Raw genomic sequence first — 20,647 nt, forward strand, 5'->3', positions numbered from 1 at the left:
TTACACACACTCCATAATCAGCGATTTCAACCAGCGGTGGCCCTTGTCTTGGCTCATTGCCCGATGCCAAATTAAATAAATGGGTAGCGACGGCAAACCAAGGGGCAGCTTAAATATTTTCAGCTTGTTTTTGTAAAGAAAGAACTCAGCCATAGGCCGCGGAACAATAGCGATGCCGTCGGACTGCATTACCACCGTCGGCACGGCTATATACTGATTAACCTCGGTAAGTATCTTACGGGTGCCGCCCTGCTCTTCCATAAACTGTTGAAGCAGCTCGCGACGGTCGCTGCCAAAACTCATCACAATGTGTTTTTCTTCAAAAAACTGCTTGTTGCTGATCGACGACTTTCCGCCCAAACGGGGATGATCATGACGGGCGATAACCACAATTTCTTCCGGCTTAAATTCGCAATAATCTAATCGCTTATCTTGCGGAGAAATAAAATCGAAGCAGAAATCGATCTTGCCCTCCTTAAGTGACTCCAGCCCAGTTTCCTGATCATCCAAATGGGAGTAAATACTGATGCCGGTTTTCACCTGATTCACCTTTTCGAGAATACTCGGAAGTAGGCTCAGCTCGCCGTAACGACCAAAGGCAATTTTAAATACTCTGTCTGACTCTGTTGGTTCGAAATGTCTATTGGAATCCAGCGTGTCCTGTATTTTTAACAAGACCTCTTGAATCGGGCCTGCGATTTCAATCGCCCTAACCGTGGGCTTCATGCCATTACGGGTGCGAATAAATAGCTCGTCATCAAAGGTTAGGCGCAAACGTTTTAAGGCGTGGCTAGTGGCGGGCTGGGTCATATGTAACTGCGCCGCCGCCTTAGACATCTGACCGTGGGTCATGATGGCATCGAAGATGGTGAGTAGATTCAGGTCAACCGAACGTAAATTAAGTTTCATGCATATTACTTATACTATTATTGAATTGTACTAATATTAACAAATTGCGTAAGGTCCCACCATCTCATACCGAGCACGCATTACTAGATGGAAAACGTATCAAACGGCTACACCACTTATTCGCTGGGGGTAATTGCCTTTTTCATTCTCTACGAATGGGCAAAAGGCGCAACCAAAGCGGGTAAAAAAACCGGCAAAGACTGGCAGATGCTAGGCATCGCTGTGACGTGGCTGCATTTTGTAGAAAGACCACTACTCATACTAAGCAGCTTTGGCCTGTTCACCTTATTGATGCCAGAACATGCAGGCGTTTTAGCATGGCTAGACGACCGCTATCTAATAGCTGGCGTTATCGGCTTTATTTTGATTGACGAACTTTTGCACGGCTGGGTGCATAATTTTTCCCACGCGCGCACCCCGAATAATCCCATACTGGCCAAACTACAACGCTGGTATAAAGTTACCCACCGAACCCATCATTTACACGGCGGCGCCGACAATCGCGGTGAATTGGGCGTCAGCCAAACCATCGTAGTCGGCTGGGGCTGGGCCTTCACCTTGCCCAATTACTGGTTTGGCTATCTATGCCTCTATCTTGGCCTATTCCATGTGTGGGCCATTGGCACCGCCATAAAAAGCATCTGGGGAATACATACCCACGCCAATCTAGACTACGATCTAAAATTACTAAATCACCGCAACCCCGTGGTTTCCAAAACCATGTATGCGCTATGCCATATTTTGACCTTTCCTACCCAGCACCATCACCATCATAGCCGCAGTCCAACATCCGCCTGTAATCTTCAAAATATGTTGGCACTGTATGATTGGCTACTGTGGAAAAAGCTTGCGATTGAATTTGAACGCCCAAAAATTTACGGCTGGCGAAAAAACGAAAAAGAAGAAAATAGTGTGCTCTATCGTTACTTTTACCGGCCACTCAGAAAAAGTTAATAACAATTAGACCGCAAATTATCTTTCCACAATAACGATGAAACGGGTAAAAACCGGAATAAATATGACATTAAAAACACCCAAAAATACGAGCGAGCAGATTACTTTTCACGAGACGATTGTCGTTGGTGCCGGTGTTTCCGGAATTTGTGCCGCTATCAAACTTAAGCAGGCGAAAATCGATTTCATTGTGTTAGAAAAGTCCCGTGAAGTGGGCGGTGTATGGCGAGATAATGTCTACCCCGACTGCGCCTGCGACGTCCCCTCTGCCCTATATTCCTATTCCTTTGCACCAAATCCAGATTGGACACGCGTCTTCGCGACACAGCAAGAAATAAAAGCCTATACCCATGACACCGTAAAACGATTTAAGGTAGACCAGCACATTCAGTTCAACCATCAACTCAGCAAGTGTAATTGGCATGAGTCAGACAAATGCTGGCAGCTAGAAACCAGCGGCGGCATCTACCGCGCTCGTTTCGTGATTATGGCCTGCGGGCCTATGCACATCCCCCTGATTCCGCATATTAAAGGCATAGAGACCTTTCCCGGTAAATCCTTCCACTCTGCCACGTGGGATACAGAATATGATCTAAGTGACAAACGTATAGCCGTCATCGGCTCAGGTGGCTCGGCCATTCAATTTTTACCGGCCATCCAAAGAAAGACAAAACAAATTACGCTTTTTCAACGCACACCACCGTGGGTGTTACCGAAGGTAGACACCAAAATATCCGAACGCTGGCGGAAAAATTTTAAACGTTTCCCGTTCACCCAGAAGCTATTCAGGAAGGCGCTTTTTTTCCAATTCGAATTTCTCAACCACAATTTGAAAAATAAATGGTTCTCACAAAAGCTGGAAGCCGCCGCAGTCAAACACATACATCGTGGCGTAAAAGACGAGGCACTGAGGGAAAAACTAAAACCCGACTACTCCCTTGGATGCAAACGTATACTGCTGTCGAATAACTGGTACAAGGCACTCGGCAAAGACAATGTTGAGGTATTCCCGGGTATCACTGAGATTCAAGGCAACACGCTCATTGCCAGTGATGGCTCCAGATGTGAAGTCGACGTCATTATTTATGGCACGGGTTTCGAAGTGTCCGACCCGCCAATCGGTAAGCTCATTTATGGTCGCAATGGTCGGAGCTTGTCTGATCAATGGTCAGGTTCGCCATCAGCTTATTTGGGCACCATGGCCGAAGATTGCCCAAATTTATTTTTAACCCTCGGCCCAAATCTCTACACCTATACGTCTGCCTTTGTGATTATTGAAGCCCAAGTAAAATATATTTTGAGCGCCATCACCAAAGCGCGCAGGAAAAACATTGCCACAATAACGGTCAATAAAGACAAAAGCGAAAAATTGAACAAATCACTACAAAACGCATTGCAAGGTACGGTTTGGAATAGCGGCTGTGCCAGCTATTTTATCGACAAAACCGGTCGCAACAGCGTGAATTGGCCTTGGACAACAATGAAGATGCAGCGCCGCTTGAGCAAAATAAAACTCGCCGAATTTCAGATCGAGAAACAGTTATGACATTCGCAGCCAAGCACGCAGCACTGATCCTTTCAGCATTTCTCGCAAGCGGCCTAAGCTATTCACAGGCGGAACACGTCGATCAACAGGATCGGCAGCCAAACATTGTGCTTATACTCGCCGACGATTTGGGCTTTAGCGACACAGCGCCCTATGGCAGCGAAGTCAACACACCGAATATCTCTGCCCTTGCAGACATGGGTGTGCAATTCACCAATTACCATACCGCTGCGACATGCGCACCTTCTAGAGCAATGTTACTCACCGGCGTAGATAGCCATCGTAACGGTGTACCCAATATTCCAGAAACCATTCCCCCAGAGCAAAAGCGCTTTCCCCACTACCAAGGCACCCTTGATCCGAAAATAGATACGGTTGCCAATATACTCAATTCGGTTGGCTACCACACATACATCGCAGGTAAATGGCATCTAGGCAACACCCCAGAAAAATTGCCCAGTCAACGCGGCTTCGATCGCAGCTTTGCCCTAGGTGCTACCGGTTCAGACAATTGGGAGGATAGGCCCTACCTTCCTATTTCCGATCGCGCCGAATGGTTTGCCGATGGCAAAGCCGCCAAACTACCTGAAAAGTTTTACTCATCTGAATTTCTGGTAGATAAAACCATTGAATTTATCGACAGTAATGCGCAAGACAAAAAGCCCTTCTTTGCCTACATTCCGTTTCAAGCGGTTCATATTCCTGTGCAGGCGCCACAGGAATTTATCGATAAATACGACGAGGTATACCGCGATGGTTGGCAGGCGCTGCGAGAAGCCCGCCAAGCAAAGCTCAAGGCTCTGGGACTAATCCCCAACGACAGCAATATGGTCCGCATGAGCACCATGGGTGACTGGGATGCGCAGACCGAAGAGCAGAAGCGATATCAAGCAAAAAGAATGGCCGTGTATGCGGGTATGATAGACGCAATGGACTTCCATATTGGCCGTCTGATCACCCACCTAAAATCCATCGGTGAATTTGACAATACCGTATTTATTTTCACCTCCGACAACGGCAGCGAAGCCACCGGTGAGAATAACGCCCGAGATCTTTACGGCCGCTTAGTGATGAAGTTTCTCGGCTACCGCAACGACTACGAAACCCTTGGTCTCAAAGGTAGCATGAATGTGATTGGCCCCAGCTTCGCCAGCGCAGCTGCCTCACCACTAGCCTATTACAAATTTTATGCCGGTGAGGGCGGAATGCGGGTGCCACTTATTATTGCAGGGAAACCGCTGCAACGCCCTGAAAAAAAGGTAAGCAATAGCTTTAGTTTTGTTACCGACATAACACCAACCATCATTGACATTGCCGGTGCTGAATTTTCAAGTAAGTCTAAAGAACTCGTGTCTGGACGGAGTTTACTACCCGTAGTAAAGGGTGACATTGAGCATACATATGGCCCGAACGACTCAATAGGTTATGAATTAGGCGGCAATGCGGCGCTATTTCGTGGTGACTACAAGCTCGTCAAAGTCAGTGGCAAAATTGCTGACGACCAATGGCATTTATATAACATAGTCAATGACCCAGGAGAGACTGTAGACCTGAGAGCAACGTTACCCGAGCGCTATGCATTAATGCTAAACGAGTATCAGCAATACGCGAAAGATAACAATGTTCTGGACATGCCTACGGGCTACGACCATGAACGCCAAGGAATCATCAATGGCATCAATACCCGTTTACCCAATCTCCGTTTATACGTGAGTATTATTGTCGGAGTACTAATCCTATTTGCCCTAACCACGATTGTCCGCGCTCGTCGCAGGTATAAGTAAACGAATGACAATCACTCATTTTTTAGAGATTTAACTATGAGTTGGCAGAACTTTATTCTCAGCGCCGTCATCCGCCGTCAACAAAAAGCAGCGATGAAGCTGAGCCCAGAACACCGATTTAAGCGCCAACGGAAATTCATGGCGATGGAGATCGGCAAAGCCAATAAATCTATTATCTGTCAGCCCGATGAAATCAAGGACGTAAAGGTCGAATGGCTTATACCCAAGGGAATAAAAAACACAGCCAGTGCACCAGTGTGTGTTTACTACCACGGTGGCGCCTTCATTATGGGTGGCATGAATAGCCATCGACAAATGTGCAGCGAACTCGCGGCATATGCGAATATAAAAGTGCTAATGGTGGATTACCGCCTTGCCCCCGAGCATCCTTTCCCGGCGGCCACTGACGATGCCATGACCGTCTATTTAGCTTTAATCGACGCGGGTCATTCAGCAAAAAGCATAGTCATTGCCGGAGACAGCGCTGGCGGAAATCTCGCCCTCACGACATTACAAAAACTGCGCGATGACGGGAAAAAAAGTCCAGCTGCCGCAGTACTATTTTCACCCTGGCTAGATTTAAGCCACAGCAGCGAGTCGTTTAAAAACAATGCAAGAAAGGACGTATTACTGAATAAAGCTCTGCTTGACGAAGCTGTTGAGATGTATGCGCCCGCACTTTCTCGCAACGATCCAAGAGTATCTCCCCTATTTGGCAACGTGGCGGCGCTACCGCCAATACTGACTATTGCTAGTCGATCTGAGGTCTTACTAGATGACGCCTCTCGTTTACACAATGAAATTGAAAAATCTGGCGGCCGCAGTCGCTACTTAGAATGGCAAAAGCCACCACATGCCTTCCCAGTAATGAGCCGATTCCTGCCAGAAGCGAGAAGCGCTTTACGCCAATCCGCGGCTTTTATCACCGAACACCTTCCCTAAGCGGGAAGGGAGCGGCTACCCGGCCATGCAGTACCGACAGAAAATACTGCGCCGCAATCAATACGCGTCGTTCTCCGCATATACTCGGATACTCACGCCCTCCTCTTCATCAAAGGAAAGCACAATGGACATCGGCCGACAGCAAACCTCGCAATCTTCAATGTACTGATCATCGCCCGCAGACCCGTCCACGAGTAATTCAATGGCCTCGCCACAGTAGGGACAAAAATCTGAGACCGATTCAATCGCATTCATGTATCTTCTCCTTCCAAAGCGTCTAAGCAACACAAGCCATATCGATTTATACTGCCCCACACTCTAAAATACACGCCTTATAAAAAAACATCACCGAGGAAACCCCATGAGCATTCGTTTTGATGGCAAAGTCGCCATAGTCACTGGCGCGGGCAACGGTTTAGGCAAAAGCCACGCTCTGGCATTAGCCGCTCGCGGCGCAAAGCTTGTTATTAACGACCTAGGCGGCAGCAGAGACGGCACCGGCGCCTCATCCGCAGCAGCACAAGCAGTTGTTGCTGAAATTGAAGCAATGGGCGGCGAAGCCATCTCCCACGGGGCCAACGTTGCTGTCTTCAGTGAAGTAGAAGACATGGTGCAGCAAACCATCGACAAATGGGGCCGCGTCGATATTCTTATTAACAACGCAGGCATTTTGCGCGACAAAACATTCTCTAAAATGTCACTAGACGATTTCAAACTCGTCATGGACGTTCATCTCATGGGCTCGGTCAACTGCAGTAAAGCCGTGTGGGACATCATGAAAGAGCAGGAATATGGCCGTATTGTGATGACTACGTCCTCAAGCGGCTTATACGGCAACTTCGGCCAAAGTAACTATGGCGCAGCCAAAATGGCCGTTGTCGGCTTAATGAATACCCTGGGTATTGAAGGCGCGAAAAATAATATCCGCGTAAATTCACTAGCGCCCACTGCGGCAACCCGCATGACCGAAGACCTCATGCCAGCAGAAGTCTTAGCCATGCTAGTCCCCGAAGCGGTTACCGCAGGCGCACTCGTACTTTGCCATGACGACGCACCAAGCAGAAATATTCTCTGCGCCGGCGCAGGTGGCTACGCAACAAGTGCTATTTTTGAAACCGAAGGTGTCTATCTGTCACCAGATCAACAAACACCCGAAGCGGTATTCGCCAACTGGGATAAGATCTCTGACAGTTCTGAGCAATCAAAAATGGAAACGGGCTTTAATCAGTCCGAGAAGTTTTTGTTAAAGGCCCAGAAATATTTGCAGGGTCAATAATCATATGTTTCTTCGCACTGAATAATAAGCATATGTAATAACCAATTGTTCGATGAGCTAGTAACTCTATTAGCTACATGCCCTGTATTTTACTTACAGCTAAAATACAGGGCTAAGCTCTAGCGGACGCCTCATCCATCTAAGCTTGCGATGCTACAAACTGGGTTATTGGAGACTTTGGCCAATGAATTAAACGATGTTGGCCGCACTCGCTAATATCAACCTCACGACTAAAGCCTGCCTATCTACTCCCATCTTCTTGAATACTGAGCGAAGATGCGTGCGAACCGTAGAATTGGCCATACCTAATGAGTCCATGATATCTGTGACACTTAGTCCGTCTGATAGCAATAATGCAATGCGCGCTTCAGTGGGCGACAGACCAAAAAGCTCACTAACTGTTACTTCACTAGCATAAGTAGGTAAATCAGAATCTCTTATAAATAGGGCTAACGCAGGTGATTCAGTTTGCTGAGTATAATCATGTGCCGGAATAGCGCGAACGACTACGCCTATAGAGCTAGACTTTGCCTCCTTTGAAAGCCTTAAAGCCTCGGGACGAACTGGCGCACCTATGCTCCGAGCATTCAACATCCTGCTTACCACACCCTCAAACACTTTCTTCGATGCAAGATCCCGAATGTCAACCCGTCCGTCTGAGATCGCAATATCAGTCTGATTGGAAAGTAATATATCAGCACTTTTATTACGGGAAACGACTCCTCCGAGTGCATCAAGTAGAATTAAACAAATTGAAGATCTATCAATTGTCTCATAGTAAATCATGTTCTCGGACGCTAAACATTGCGCTTTAGCTAGCAAAATCAAAAATTTACCAATATGCCCAGAAAGATAATCCAGCAAATATCTGTCCGAAGGTGAGACTTTTCCGCCTGCGACAGGAACGCCTATTTTAAGAATTATAGTTACACCGGCGGATGCCGGTATCTCAATTGAGTACAAACTATAGAGCCCTAATGTTTCTAAAAACATATCGTAAACTCTACATTTCCCCAACCGGGAAGAAGCTTCAAATTCAGAATTATGTCCCACTCTTTCTGTATACAAATACTGATTCAAGTCAAAGGACATAACTCGATCGTTGCAAAATACATGGGCATCACCTGGAATTCCACTTACAAAAAGCACCTTTCCCGTACTGTCTTCTGAGGAAAATACCAACAGTGTTGCCATAGTGGATTGAAATTTTTCAGTAAGCAGCGTCAATAGACTACGCAAGGGGTTTTCATCGAATAGGCATTCATATATGTCGCCAACAAAAATAGCATAACCATTCTTGTCACACGTAATAGGGTCAATATATGACGCACTCTTTGATATATGCATATCAGTACAATTGAACCACGATTTGAATTATGACTATAAGAACGAAACCCGAAGTTAAATACATTCACCACCCAACTAGTAATTCATTATTTTACCTGGCGCTATAACGTTATTTTTATCCCTATATTCTTCCCAAATTAAAATAAGTTCTTTTACTTTATCTGGATATTTACTGGCAATATCTGTACTTTCCGAAGGATCTTCACTGAGATTAAAAAGCCTCCATTCACCATCACCAAATGGAAACGGCAAAAGCACTAACTTCCATTTGTCATGCCATACAGCGACTCGACCGAACAACTCCCTCACCAATGTAAATCGGTGTTCTTCCTTAGCGGACTCAGCTTGGCTTAATATTGGCAGGAACGACTTTCCCGTAAGCGGGTAAACGGTACGCCCTTTATAATTCTCATCTGGATGCTTCACTCCTGCTAATTCCAACAATCCGGGAACGACATCCTCAACCGAAAATCGCTGACGATTAATTTGGCCACCAGAACCTAATAATGGCGGATAACGTAATAAAAACGGAACTCGCACCCCGCCTTCCAATGGCATGGTTTTAAACCCACGAAAAGAGCCGACTCCGGCACGCGCCCAGTCATGGCCATAGCTAATATATGAATCAGGCTCACCGATATTGTCTAGGGTATTATCACAGCACTGCTCAACATAATTTCGAATTTCAGGTATCGCATCGAACAAGTCATGCCCCTCCGCACCGTTGTCCGACAAAATCAGTATCATCGTATTATCTAACGCATTTTCGTCTCGCAATAGCGACAGCACTCTTCCAAGATAATGGTCCATGTCGTCAACCATAGCAGCGTAAACTTCCATTGTACGTGCCGCGTGCTGCCGCTCTATATCAGTTAAGTCTGACCACTGACGATTAAAAACACCCTGCCCCTCAACCAAGTCACTTAGTCCCATTAAGGTCGCTCGCTGGCGTCTCTCATTGTGTAGAACTTCAAATCCGCGACTATAGCGGCCTGAGTAACGAGCAATTGATTCTTTAGGGGCCTGTAGAGGCCAATGTGGTGCTGTATAAGAGAGATATGCAAAGAAGGGGCGCGTCTTATCACGTCTCGTCAAATACTCAACCATCTGGTCACTATAGAATCTACTCGAATAGAAATCTTTCGGTAGATTTACCAACGCACCATCGCGACGGTACAGGGCGGGTGACGAGGACGTTAAGCCTTGATTAGTAAAGTGCCCCCCACCGCCAGGCAGCAGCGCGAAGGAGCGCTCAAATCCGCGAGAGGCGGGACTATTATCCTCAGTCATTCCCAAATGCCACTTCCCCGCCATATAGGTCTGATAGCCCGCGTCTCTAAGCAAGGTCGGCAAGGTCACAACTCGCTTATTAAGATACCCCTCATAGCCTGGCTGGCCCTTCTGCCCTGGAGTTTGCGTATGCTGCATTGTAGCAAGCCCAGCTAAATGGCTATCAATCCCCGTTAGCAAGGTAGCTCTCGTAGGCGAACAACTTGGATTTGCATAAAAATGAGTGAATCGCGCGCCTTCTAATGCCAGCTGGTCAATATTGGGAGTTTGAATTTCACCACCGTAACTTCCCAAATCTGTAAGCGCTAAATCATCGGCGACTATGAGTAATATATTTGGTCGACCAAGCTTCGCACGGTCTGCATCTGCAAAAATACTGTTTGAGACACACATCCCAACGAGTGAAATTATCAACAGCGATATTTTCAAGTTCATGAAAGGCCTATATGCTTTAAAAAAGAGCCGGTAATACCGGCCAAGTTCAGATCTGACAAGTAGCTGAGGGAGAAAAAAGATCAAGAATATTTACGCGTCAATACACGCCGCACTTAGTCATAACACGATCACATAATGCTAAATTTCCGCAACACTGCACTTTCTATGAAGGTGCTACTGAATGGTAAATCCACCATCCACCGGAATAGACTGGCCTGTTATATAGTTCGCCTTATCAGAGCAAAGCCAGATCACAGTGTTTGCTATATCTTCCGGGAAACCCAAATCTCCCATCGGAGTAAGCGCCTTTAAACCCTCAACCACTTCTGGCATCGTATCTACCAGCCGTTCAATGATAGGGGTATATATCCCGCCGGGGCATACCGCGTTCACCCGAATTCCACTACGCGCGTAATCTAGAGCAACTGATTTGGTAAGCCCCAGAACTCCATGCTTTGCCGCAACATATGGCGCTATACCGGAGTTGCCCACCAAGCCCATAACGGAAGAGATATTAACTATACAGCCAGCACCCTGTTTCAGCATTTGCTCGCACTCATATTTCATGCATAGCCAAACACCTTTCAAGTTTATGTTAATCGTTCTGTCCCAGTCTTCTTCCAAAGCGTCTGCTATCGCAGCAGTAACACCTTCAACTCCTGCATTGTTACAGGCGAAATCTAGTCGTCCGTAGGTATCAATCGTCTTTTGAACCAATCCTGAAACACTACTACTAGAGGAAACATCGGTTCGGCAGAAAATCCCTTCTCCACCCATCTGAACCATGTCATTCAAAACCTTCTCACCCTGTTCTTCGTCTATATCTGCGATAACGACCTTGGCGCCTTGACTAGCAAAACCCTTAACGACCGCACGGCCTATTCCAGATGCGCCACCAGTGATAATTGCCACTTTGCCGATAAGGTCACTACCTAAAACACTCATTTTATATATCCCGCAAATAATAACTTTCGATAAATAAGGTAGAACATGAAAGATTACGTTTTCACCAAGCGAAAAGTACTACAAACACACTCTAATGCACCTACAGCGTCAAGGAACAACGATTCCCAGTAGGCGCAGTGAAAGCTAGATCAATTAAAATTCGTAGGTAAAGTCAATGCCGTAGCTACGAGGCTCAGAAAATGTAACAAGAGACAAATCCAAAGCGCCTACATCAGTAATCCAAGTTTGATAATCTTTGTCAAAAATATTGTTGACCCACAATGAGATCTTGCCACTACCACCACCAATATCTATCTCAGATAAGCTTAGGCGCGTATTCACGAGAGTACGCGACTCGACAACAGCACGACGCGAAATGCGCCCAGCATCGTTTTCAGCGTTAGCTCCTACCATGTCGTCACGATAATCCGCGCCAAGCCGATAAGATAACTGACCTATCTCAATGGGATCAAACTCATAAAGAATGCCCACATAGGCAGAGTGCTTCGGAGAAAACGCCGGTGTATTCATACTCGCCGTATTTTCACCCGGCGCGGCACCAGGAAAATCTTCAAACTTTGAATCTAAGAAAGCGTAGTTAGCATTCACGCTCAAATGATCAGTAAGTAATGCAGAAACCTCTACCTCTACTCCACTGATCTCTGATTTCCCAGCATTTATCAGCGAAAATGACGTATTAACTCCCTCTTGCACTATAGGCCCATTTACCTGCTGATCACTATAATCATAGAAGAAAGCAACGGCGTTGAGACGAACCCGATTATTCATTAACTCAGATTTAAGACCTAACTCCCAAGCCTCTAGGTTTTCTTCGTCAAAGGTTACTGACGCCAGTGGAACGTTCCCTGTCACAAATCCCCTTGCACGCTGATTAAAGCCACCAGAGTTATATGATTGCGACCATTTTATAAAAGTGCTGAGATCCTCATTCCACCGATAATCAAGCGTTATCATTGGATCAACGCTGTTCCAAGAGTCCGAGACATTCAACTGATTGGCAAGCGTAAATCCAGCGCTCATAATCGACGGGTCATAATAGTTCATGGTCTTTTCGTCGTCACTCCAGCGTAAACCCAATGTAATATCCAGTTGATCATTCAACACTGGGGGCGTGACGGTAGTCTGGCCATAGACAGCCAACGACTTGATATCTTGGACACGACTTGTTGTCTTCAAGTCACCGGGGAAATTGGTCATGTCGACAGGACCATTCTCGGTATCCGCTTGATATAACACTTCTTTACTATCTGTACTTGCGTCGTAGTAAAAAATACCGGCTATATAGCTCCAGCGATCACTGACGTCACCGGTGAGTGTTATTTCCTGAGTAAACTGATCAACCGTGTTACTTTCATTACTTTTTGTAAAAAAGGCATTTAGAACTGTTCCGTCTCGCTCATTCCCAGTATTAAACACGTCCGTTTCCCGAATAGCGGTAATAGACTTTAGTGTTGCGTCTCCAATATCGATCGCTAGTGTCAGGCTGTGGCCTTGAGACTCTGTATCGACACGGAACCCAGTGCCCGGCGATGGTGTAAGCCGAGAAGCACCACTTTGAATAGCACCCGAGTTTGTTGCCTGAAAGAATGGCGAGTTTGGCCCAACTGCAAGCAACTGGCCTGGATGAGGTGCAGTGGTCTGGTCGGTATAATCAAAAATATAGTCTGCAATAAAGGTGTCGGATGGCGTCCAGCGCAGTGCCGCACGGACAGTGTCGTTGTCAAAGCTTCCTATATCAATATCAGCAATTTCAGGTATCGGGGAATTATTCTTCTCGTACGCTTCCTGTTCTTCGTGGGCATAACTAATACGTGCAGCTAGATTCTCAACTATAGGAGTTTCAACACTGGTGATACTTCTCCGCTCACCAAAATTAGCTATTGTAAATTGCTGCTTTACATGAAATTCACCGCTAGGCTTCTTACTTATGTAGTTTACCGCGCCACCAGTGTTATTTCGTCCATACAATGTACCCTGCGGACCACGTAGAACTTCGACCCGTTCCAAATCAACAAGGCCGCTCATGCTACCCACGGTACTACCGTAATATACGCCATCAAAATATTGACCAACGCGACTTTCAACGCCGGCAAGGATATCGCCTCCGCCAACGGACCGTATTTGCAGGTTTACAATACTTCCGCCACCAATCGTCGCACTAGTCGTTAAGCCAGGCACAACACTACCGAGCTGATCACTTCGCTCAACACCAAGATCTTTAATCTCATCGCCGCTAATCGCCGAGATCGCAATAGGGATATCTTGCAATCCTTCTGCTCTCTTCTGAGCCGTAACCAATATTTCTTCAAGAACCCTCTCCGCAGCAAAAGTGGCAGGCGAGCCGCAGTTTAACGCGGCAATGACGGCTATGCTTAACAGGGGTCTAGCATGAATCTTAGGGTACATTTGATACTCTCCGTAATTATTCTTATGGACCAATTTAAGTTTAGAAAAATTTCACATACACAATTCCAGGCTCCAACAAATAAGAGTACTGCCTGTACCTTTATTTATTAATAAGGATACTCACAGTTCCATAATTGTCAATTAGAATTTCAATAAATGATGATGAAGCCTCAAAATAACTCAAATATAATCCGCAAAGACCCGTAACTTCGCGACCAAAACTCGGCCACAATCTAGCTAACTACCTTACAAGCGCTCAATAATCATCGCCGGAGCCATCCCCCCACCCGCACACAATGTCACAAGGCCATAGCGCATATCGCGACGCTCCAGCTCGTCGAGCAATGTACCAATCAACATCACTCCGGTCGCGCCAATCGGATGCCCAAGGGCAATCGCCCCCCCGTTTACATTTACCTTTTCTGGATCTAACTTTAGATCCCTTATGCATTTTTCGACGACGACTGCAAACGCCTCATTAATTTCGAACAGATCAATGTCATCTATTTGCAACCGGGCTTTTAGCAAAACCTTTTCAACTGAATTCACCGGCGCGTTAAGCATTAATGTCGGGCAGCCTCCCATATTCGCTACCGCGACTACTCTAGCCCTAGGGGCTAATCTATTTCGCGTAGCATATTCAGGGGATGCGAAAAGAACAGCTGCGGCACCATCGACAACACCAGACGAGTTACCTGCATGATGCACATGTGGTATTTCAAGACCAGGGTATTTTATTGCGAGCAATCGGCGATAAGTATCACCACTGCCATCTATAGACAGATCAAGGTTATCGAATGAGGGAGCGAGTTGCGACAAAGCCTCGAGCGTTGTTCCATGCCTTGGATGCTCGTCATGAGCAAGAGCAAGTGACCCATCCTCGTTATAAACCGGGATTAGACTCTTATTGAAATACCCATTTATCTGAGCATGCGCTGCCCGCTGCTGCGAACGAAGCGCAAACTGATCCAAAGACATGCGGTTAATATGCTCAATACTTGCAATCGCATCCGCGCACATGCCTTGATGAATCTGTGGATGCAAATACCGAAGATGCAAGTTTCCCTGATCCATACTTGGTAGACGCCCCGCCATTCGGTCAGGTGCAGACATTTTCTCACTACCCCCAGCGACTACCAGATCCTCCATACCAGACATAACTGATGCCGCTGCAAAGTTGACGGCGGTTAAACCAGAACCGCAGAATCGATCTAAAGTTACACCACTGGACTTTATGTCATAGCCTGCATCCAAAGCCGTCATCCGCCCAATATCACCGGCTTGCGCGCCGCCTTGTGCACTTGTCCCCCAAATAACATCGTCCACATCAGCCGTATTTATATTATTGCGATCCCGAATAGCAGAAAGCACCGCGCTGCCAATCCTATGAGGATGTACATGCGCCAAGGAACCCTTGCCGGACTTACCAATGCCACGCGGTGTACGACAAGCATCAATTATCCACGCCTCAGTCATAGAAAGCCTCTCAATTCATACAGGGAAGGTGGTATTAAAAATAAGGGTACCAATAGTACTTTAAAAGAAAATAATATTCTAGAATAAGCTGAAAGAACAATTATTTAACGCAATAAAAATTATAAGCGCTTGAAATAAAACAAAATTATCTAATAAAAACCACAATGCGAATCAATGTTTCTGAGAATAGCCTTGACAATCTTATCGCAACAAATAAAATAGGTACCGTTAGTACACAAATAAAAATCAAAAGGTAGCGGAATGAGCATTAACTACGACCCTTTTTCAGAAAAAGCCATGAAGGACCCGCTACCGTTGTACTCAGCTCTTCGCGCAGAAGGGAAACCGCACTACATTGAAAAATACAATGCATGGGCTCTGACAAGATTTGAAGACGTCATGAAAGCCAGTACCCATCACGAGAAAGACGTTACTTTCACCGCAGGACAAACACCCGGCCAACTTCTTCTGGGCGAACCAGTTTTGAAAGCATTTACCACAATGGATGCGCCAGAACATAGAAAATGGCGAGGTGTTATCCGTAAAAATTACACGCCAGAAGGCATTGAAGAGCACCGCGAGCGATTTACGGAACTCGCTAGAAATATTCTGGAACCGCTTTTGGATAAGGGTGAATTCGATGTCTACCACGATTATGCAAATCAGGTTTTCTGTCTTAACTCAGGCTACAACCTAGGACTGAGTAGCAGTGAATCTATTTCATGTCGAAGATTGATCGATGAAATGCTGCATCGTGATTCCGGACAGGTTGGTAGCGGCTCTACTCGCAACCAAAAAGCTGCAACGGAGTTAATGACCTTCCTAGCTAATTTTGTTCAGAAAGTTCGGGCAAACCCAGACTTAGCAGTTCGCCATACTGCGGCTTACTTATACGCAGATATAGATGGCAAGCAACTCGATGACGAAGAACTCGCACTGCTGTTATTAAACTTCTTAATTGTGGGCTCCGAAACCACCCCGATGGTGGTAGCCGGAATGCTCTATCACTTAGCGCAAAACACAGACGTAAAAATGCGTGTTTTGAACGATCACCGCCTTATTAAAGAACTCTACATCGAAACCTGTCGATACGACCAGCCGACAAATATGCTATGCAGACGCGCAGTTAACGCCTTTGATCTAAACGGCGCCCATATCCTACCGGGGCAGAATTTACTTTATATCTATGCGTCGGCAAACAGAGACGAAGAAGAGTTCGAGCAAGCAGATACCTTTAACATCTTTCGAAAACGTCGGCGTGACCTAAGCTATGGCGCCGGCGGACATAAATGCCTAGGCATGCATATGGCAACAATGGGGGCAGAAATTTTAGTAAGCGAGTTGTTTAAATCTATTAGCGATTATGAAGTACTTGAAGACCAATGCGAGCGATCTTACGGTGAATTTCTCAACGGCTACCTAACAGTTCCGATCAGAGTGACGCTATGAGCACGACTAGCGCCCCAAAAATAACATTCGATGATATAGCACAATTAGAAGCGTGCATTTCAGACGAGTTTGGCCCACGTGGTAGCTCGATATCGATAGATCAAGAAACCATCGATAGTTTTGCCGTGCTGACCACTGACCAGCAGTGGATTCATGTTGACCGTGAACGAGCTATCAACGGTCCCTTTGGTACCACCGTTGCGCATGGCTTCTTAATTCTCAGCATGCTGCCAGCCATTCGCCCCGTGAACAAATTTGAATTAGCGGGTTGGTCATCTGCGGCAACTTACGGTATCCGCGCCCTGCGATTTTTGCAGCCTGTAGCCAGCGGCAACCATATCTATGCTCGCAGTCGATTGCTCGGTGTTGAAGCACATCGACGCGGAACGCTATTAACAAGCGAGATAATGATTCAATCAATTGAAAATACAAATCCGTCACTTTTATTTGAGCTACAACTGCTCTATATGCCCTAGCAACTGCGTTTCGCTTGCGAATAATAGGATCGATATGAACAGGTTTAATCTCTAGAAAAGTGCTATCGATGACATCTATGCCGGCCATCTTTTCAAGCCGATATAGAAAGAGTTATTTTCGACAAGCAGTAACGCTTCTATTGAATAAAAGTAAAGACGAACACGCGTACTCAAGGAATAGAATGGAATGAAAATACAGTCATTAGGCTATGTCGGGATCGGCGCACCAGACCCCAAAGTGTGGCAAGAGTTCGCTACCAACATCATCGGCCTCATGCCCGCGAGAGCCTGTGCCGGAGAAGATTGGGGTATTCCAGCCGTTTTGGATAGCGGTCCTGCCAGCGCAGGTTCAGGCATCTCTGAAAACGGATCAGTGTTTTTAAAGATGGATGAATGGCAATGGCGAATAGCAGTACATCCCGACCAAGAAAATCGCGGTATTTTGTATATCGGGTTCCAATTACAGTCACTTATAGATCTGCAATGCGCAGTAAAAGAGCTGCAAGCAGAACATATCCCCGTTCGCTTTGGCAGTGATACAGAGGCCCGCAGCAGATCCGTCAGTGGTATTGCCTACACGCAAGACCCCACTGGCAATATGATTGAGTTGTTCTACGGACCAACAATCGACAAGCATTTCGAATCGCCGTTGGGAATGGAATTCAAGGCCGGCAATCTCGGCTTGGGGCATCTAAACTTACTCGTTCCCAACCTTGAAGACGCCAAAGATTTCTACACCCGGATACTGGGCTTTGAACTTACTGATTATATCCGTTTCGGCGAGCAAAACTCAGCCAACTTCTTTCACTGCAACGGTCGCCACCACAGCATTGGCTTAACTCGGGTAGGCAATGTCAAAGGCCTCCACCATTTGATGCTCGAAGTAGACAGTTATGACAACGTCTGCCAATGCCTTGAGCGTGTAGTAGATGCTGGTATCAATATCACATCAACATTAGGTCGTCACACCAACGACAATGTATTTTCATTCTACATGTCCAGCCCGTATGGCTTTGAAGTCGAAATCGGTTGTAATGGTGTCATGGTCGATCAAGATTGGGTGCCGCATGAATTCGTCAATGGCGACCTGTGGGGGCATCGCGGCCTAGATCCTGAAACAATTACTAGAAATCTAGCAAAACTTGCAAGTAAAGGAGCAGAAAGATAATGCCTGTCATCCTAGCAAAACCGGTTCTCGATGCGGGTATAGTGACCAAAGACATGGAATCTGCTCACCGATTTTACGGCACAACACTGGGTTTAACTGTTGCCGGCGAGATCGATATTCCAAGTTATGGTTTAGTGCGCCGCTATACCGTAGGCGATAGCACGCTTCGAATCTATTTACCCACCAAAGAACCAAACTCAGAGGGAAGTCGCAATGGATTCGCCACCCAAACGGGTATCCGCTACTTAACGCTTTATGTTTGCAACCTAGATGACGCCACCGATGCCGTTAAAAACGCCGGTTTCAAGATCGCAGTCGCCGTTCGTGAACTACGACCTGGCGTTCGCGTATCACAGGTTGAAGACGCCGACGGAAATACCGTCGAACTAATGGAGACAATCTAAAGTGGACTTTCGATTCTCAGAACGTGAAGAACACTTCATCGCCGAGGTTAAGGCCTTTATTGAAGAGCAGAAGCAACTACCTGGGGCGGATGATGTATTTAATCCTAACCGCGAAGCAGACTCTTCCCTCTCCGATAGTGAAGAACGCCGAGCGTTTAACCGGCGCCTATCAAAAGCCGGATATTTGGGCATGTCATGGGGAGAGCAATACGGCGGACAAGGCAAAGAAGGGATATACGACTACCTGCTTAACGAGGAACTCGCCACGGTTGGCGCGCCACTGATAGGTAAAGGTGTAGGTTGTATTGGTAAAACACTTATTGCTCACGGCTCAGAGAAACTTAAACAGGAATTTTTGCCCCAAATTCTGAACGCGGAAATCGAGTTTGCCCTAGGCTATTCCGAGCCCTCAGCCGGCTCAGACTTAGCATCTTTACGCCTAAAGGCAGACGCAGTTGGAGACGACTGGGTACTCAACGGGCAAAAGATGTGGACCACATCCGCCCACTTTGCTGACTGGTATTGGGTTGCGGCTCGTACCGATACAAATGTAGCCAAACACAAAGGCATAAGTGTTTTTCTAGTTCCTATGAACCATCCAGGGTTAACCGTGACTGCCATTGAAACCATGGGTGACCACCGCACTAACCAGGTATTTTTTGACAACGTTACCGTGCCCGGCGACTATCTGGTCGGCGAAGTTAACAAGGGGTGGCTGTATGTCTGCGAGGCCCTGGACTATGAACGCTTCACTCTCTATACCGTTGGGCCAATTTTTTCCAAGTTTAACGCCTTGATTGAATCACTAAAAAATACCGAACGAAACGGCAAACCGCTTTCGGAACATCCCATCATCCGCAGTAAGATCGCCAGTATCGCCGCTGAGCTCGAAGCTGCGAAGATGCTCCAACGGCGGGTCATCTCAGCAGCACGTAAAGAACAAGTTCCAACAGTAGAAGCGGCGATGTACAAACTTTATAGTACTGAACTCGGGCGACGGCTCGCAAACCTAGCCATGGATGCCTTAGGCCCCATGAGCTTACTTAGACATGAATCAGAAGATGCACCAGCCCACGGAAAATGGGAACATTCCTATCGGGCAACCGTCGTTGACACCATCGGCGGCGGCTCTTCCGAAGTTCAGAAAAATATTATTGCCCGTCGAGGGCTAGGGTTACCATCATGACAAAAGACACTACTCCCAAAGCGGCGCCAAAACGCGGACGCGGTCGACCGCGCAGCCAAGCTTCAGAGAACTCGATCCTCCAAGCGACATTAGAGTTATTGGCGAAAGGCGGGTACACCGAAGTAACAGTCGATAAGGTTGCTGCTATGGCGAATGCCAGTAAAGCAACAATCTACCGACGCTGGCCCACAAAAGAAAACCTGGTTATTGCCGCCTTCGAATTAACCACGCCCCTCACTATTCCCAACAAGCAAAATATGGTGGAGAGCTTAATAGAGCTTATTTGGCAATACAGTCAGTTTTTACAAAACACCGCATTGGGTGGCGTGTTACCAGCACTGGAAGCAGAGCGCCAACACAACCCCGAACTTGATAAATATCTTGGGCCATTAATAGAAGCACGCCGCGACCCACTGCGCAGCATTATCAAGCTTGGAATAGAAAACAACGAATTGGAAAAAAAAACCGACGTCGAGTTTATTTGCGACTTAGTCATGGGGCCAGTCCAGCTTCGTATTCTCAGCATGCACAAGCCTGTTACTAAAAAGTACATCACTAAAGTCGTAGAAACTGTACTTGCATCACTTTTACAAAAATAGACCACAAGAAAATCGGCAGTCACAACATTAATTT

Annotated in this window: 18 protein-coding genes; 11 read left to right on the top strand and 7 right to left on the bottom strand. The window is 46.6% G+C overall.

Features of this window, described 5'->3' with window-relative positions; all coding sequences use genetic code 11:
• Positions 1–909 carry a LysR substrate-binding domain-containing protein gene (locus KXJ70_RS03850; RefSeq protein WP_219042126.1) on the bottom strand — a complete coding sequence of 303 codons (909 nt, stop codon included), beginning with the start codon at positions 907–909 and terminating at the stop codon, positions 1–3.
• A gap of 87 nt (positions 910–996) precedes the next feature.
• Here KXJ70_RS03850 and KXJ70_RS03855 point away from each other — a divergent pair, with 87 nt between their 5' ends.
• The 4 genes from KXJ70_RS03855 to KXJ70_RS03870 all read left to right on the top strand — a co-directional run bounded on the left by KXJ70_RS03855 (position 997) and on the right by KXJ70_RS03870 (position 6,135).
• The gene (locus KXJ70_RS03855; RefSeq protein WP_219042127.1) at positions 997–1,863 is read left to right on the top strand and encodes a sterol desaturase family protein; all 867 of its coding nucleotides are present in this window, start codon (positions 997–999) and stop codon (positions 1,861–1,863) included.
• A 64-nt stretch (positions 1,864–1,927) separates the two neighbouring features.
• Complete coding sequence (locus tag KXJ70_RS03860; RefSeq protein WP_219042128.1) at positions 1,928–3,409, top strand: flavin-containing monooxygenase; 1,482 nt, start codon at positions 1,928–1,930, stop codon at positions 3,407–3,409.
• Positions 3,406–5,193 carry an arylsulfatase gene (locus tag KXJ70_RS03865; RefSeq protein ID WP_219042129.1) on the top strand — a complete coding sequence of 596 codons (1,788 nt, stop codon included), beginning with the start codon at positions 3,406–3,408 and terminating at the stop codon, positions 5,191–5,193. The genes KXJ70_RS03860 and KXJ70_RS03865 overlap by 4 nt, the downstream gene beginning before the upstream one ends.
• Positions 5,194–5,229: 36 nt before the next feature.
• A complete protein-coding gene (locus KXJ70_RS03870; protein WP_219042130.1) occupies positions 5,230–6,135 on the top strand; it encodes an alpha/beta hydrolase in 906 nt (301 codons plus the stop codon).
• A 57-nt stretch (positions 6,136–6,192) separates the two neighbouring features.
• Here the strand turns inward: KXJ70_RS03870 and KXJ70_RS03875 are convergent, their stop codons facing one another.
• The gene (locus tag KXJ70_RS03875; RefSeq protein ID WP_219042131.1) at positions 6,193–6,390 is read right to left on the bottom strand and encodes a CPXCG motif-containing cysteine-rich protein; all 198 of its coding nucleotides are present in this window, start codon (positions 6,388–6,390) and stop codon (positions 6,193–6,195) included.
• 106 nt (positions 6,391–6,496) lie between these two features.
• Between KXJ70_RS03875 and KXJ70_RS03880 the strand changes: the two genes are divergently transcribed.
• Positions 6,497–7,411, top strand: a complete 915-nt coding sequence (locus KXJ70_RS03880) for an SDR family NAD(P)-dependent oxidoreductase (RefSeq protein WP_219042132.1) — start codon at positions 6,497–6,499, stop codon at positions 7,409–7,411.
• Between the two features lie 189 nt (positions 7,412–7,600).
• On the opposite strand, the gene KXJ70_RS03885 is transcribed toward KXJ70_RS03880, so the two are convergent.
• From KXJ70_RS03885 to KXJ70_RS03905, 5 genes are all read right to left on the bottom strand, one after another.
• Positions 7,601–8,758: a helix-turn-helix transcriptional regulator gene (locus KXJ70_RS03885; RefSeq protein ID WP_219042133.1), complete on the bottom strand. Its 1,158-nt coding sequence runs from the start codon at positions 8,756–8,758 to the stop codon at positions 7,601–7,603.
• 75 nt (positions 8,759–8,833) lie between these two features.
• Positions 8,834–10,483, bottom strand: coding sequence for an arylsulfatase (locus KXJ70_RS03890; RefSeq protein ID WP_219042134.1), 1,650 nt, complete (start codon positions 10,481–10,483; stop codon positions 8,834–8,836).
• Positions 10,484–10,657: 174 nt separating this feature from the next.
• Positions 10,658–11,428, bottom strand: a complete 771-nt coding sequence (locus tag KXJ70_RS03895; RefSeq protein ID WP_219042135.1) for a glucose 1-dehydrogenase — start codon at positions 11,426–11,428, stop codon at positions 10,658–10,660.
• A 153-nt stretch (positions 11,429–11,581) separates the two neighbouring features.
• Positions 11,582–13,855, bottom strand: coding sequence for a TonB-dependent receptor (locus KXJ70_RS03900; RefSeq protein ID WP_219042136.1), 2,274 nt, complete (start codon positions 13,853–13,855; stop codon positions 11,582–11,584).
• Positions 13,856–14,101: 246 nt separating this feature from the next.
• On the bottom strand, positions 14,102–15,331 hold the full coding sequence (locus KXJ70_RS03905; protein ID WP_219042137.1) for an acetyl-CoA C-acetyltransferase: 1,230 nt from the start codon (positions 15,329–15,331) through the stop codon (positions 14,102–14,104).
• 261 nt (positions 15,332–15,592) lie between these two features.
• Here KXJ70_RS03905 and KXJ70_RS03910 point away from each other — a divergent pair, with 261 nt between their 5' ends.
• The 6 genes from KXJ70_RS03910 to KXJ70_RS03935 all read left to right on the top strand — a co-directional run bounded on the left by KXJ70_RS03910 (position 15,593) and on the right by KXJ70_RS03935 (position 20,613).
• A complete protein-coding gene (locus KXJ70_RS03910; protein WP_219042138.1) occupies positions 15,593–16,780 on the top strand; it encodes a cytochrome P450 in 1,188 nt (395 codons plus the stop codon).
• The gene (locus KXJ70_RS03915; RefSeq protein ID WP_219042139.1) at positions 16,777–17,256 is read left to right on the top strand and encodes a MaoC/PaaZ C-terminal domain-containing protein; all 480 of its coding nucleotides are present in this window, start codon (positions 16,777–16,779) and stop codon (positions 17,254–17,256) included. The genes KXJ70_RS03910 and KXJ70_RS03915 overlap by 4 nt, the downstream gene beginning before the upstream one ends.
• A 187-nt stretch (positions 17,257–17,443) precedes the next feature.
• On the top strand, positions 17,444–18,424 hold the full coding sequence (locus KXJ70_RS03920) for a VOC family protein (RefSeq protein ID WP_219042140.1): 981 nt from the start codon (positions 17,444–17,446) through the stop codon (positions 18,422–18,424).
• Entirely contained in the window at positions 18,424–18,828 is a 405-nt protein-coding gene (locus KXJ70_RS03925) for a VOC family protein (protein WP_219042141.1), read from the top strand. The genes KXJ70_RS03920 and KXJ70_RS03925 overlap by 1 nt, the downstream gene beginning before the upstream one ends.
• 1 nt (position 18,829) lies before the next feature.
• Positions 18,830–20,014 (top strand): acyl-CoA dehydrogenase family protein, encoded by a 1,185-nt coding sequence (locus KXJ70_RS03930; RefSeq protein WP_219042142.1) that lies wholly within the window; start codon positions 18,830–18,832, stop codon positions 20,012–20,014.
• A complete protein-coding gene (locus tag KXJ70_RS03935) occupies positions 20,011–20,613 on the top strand; it encodes a TetR/AcrR family transcriptional regulator (RefSeq protein ID WP_219042143.1) in 603 nt (200 codons plus the stop codon). The genes KXJ70_RS03930 and KXJ70_RS03935 overlap by 4 nt, the downstream gene beginning before the upstream one ends.
• Positions 20,614–20,647 lie beyond the last annotated feature (34 nt).

The organism is Zhongshania aquimaris, assembly GCF_019312595.1.
Taxonomy (GTDB): domain Bacteria; phylum Pseudomonadota; class Gammaproteobacteria; order Pseudomonadales; family Spongiibacteraceae; genus Spongiibacter; species Spongiibacter aquimaris.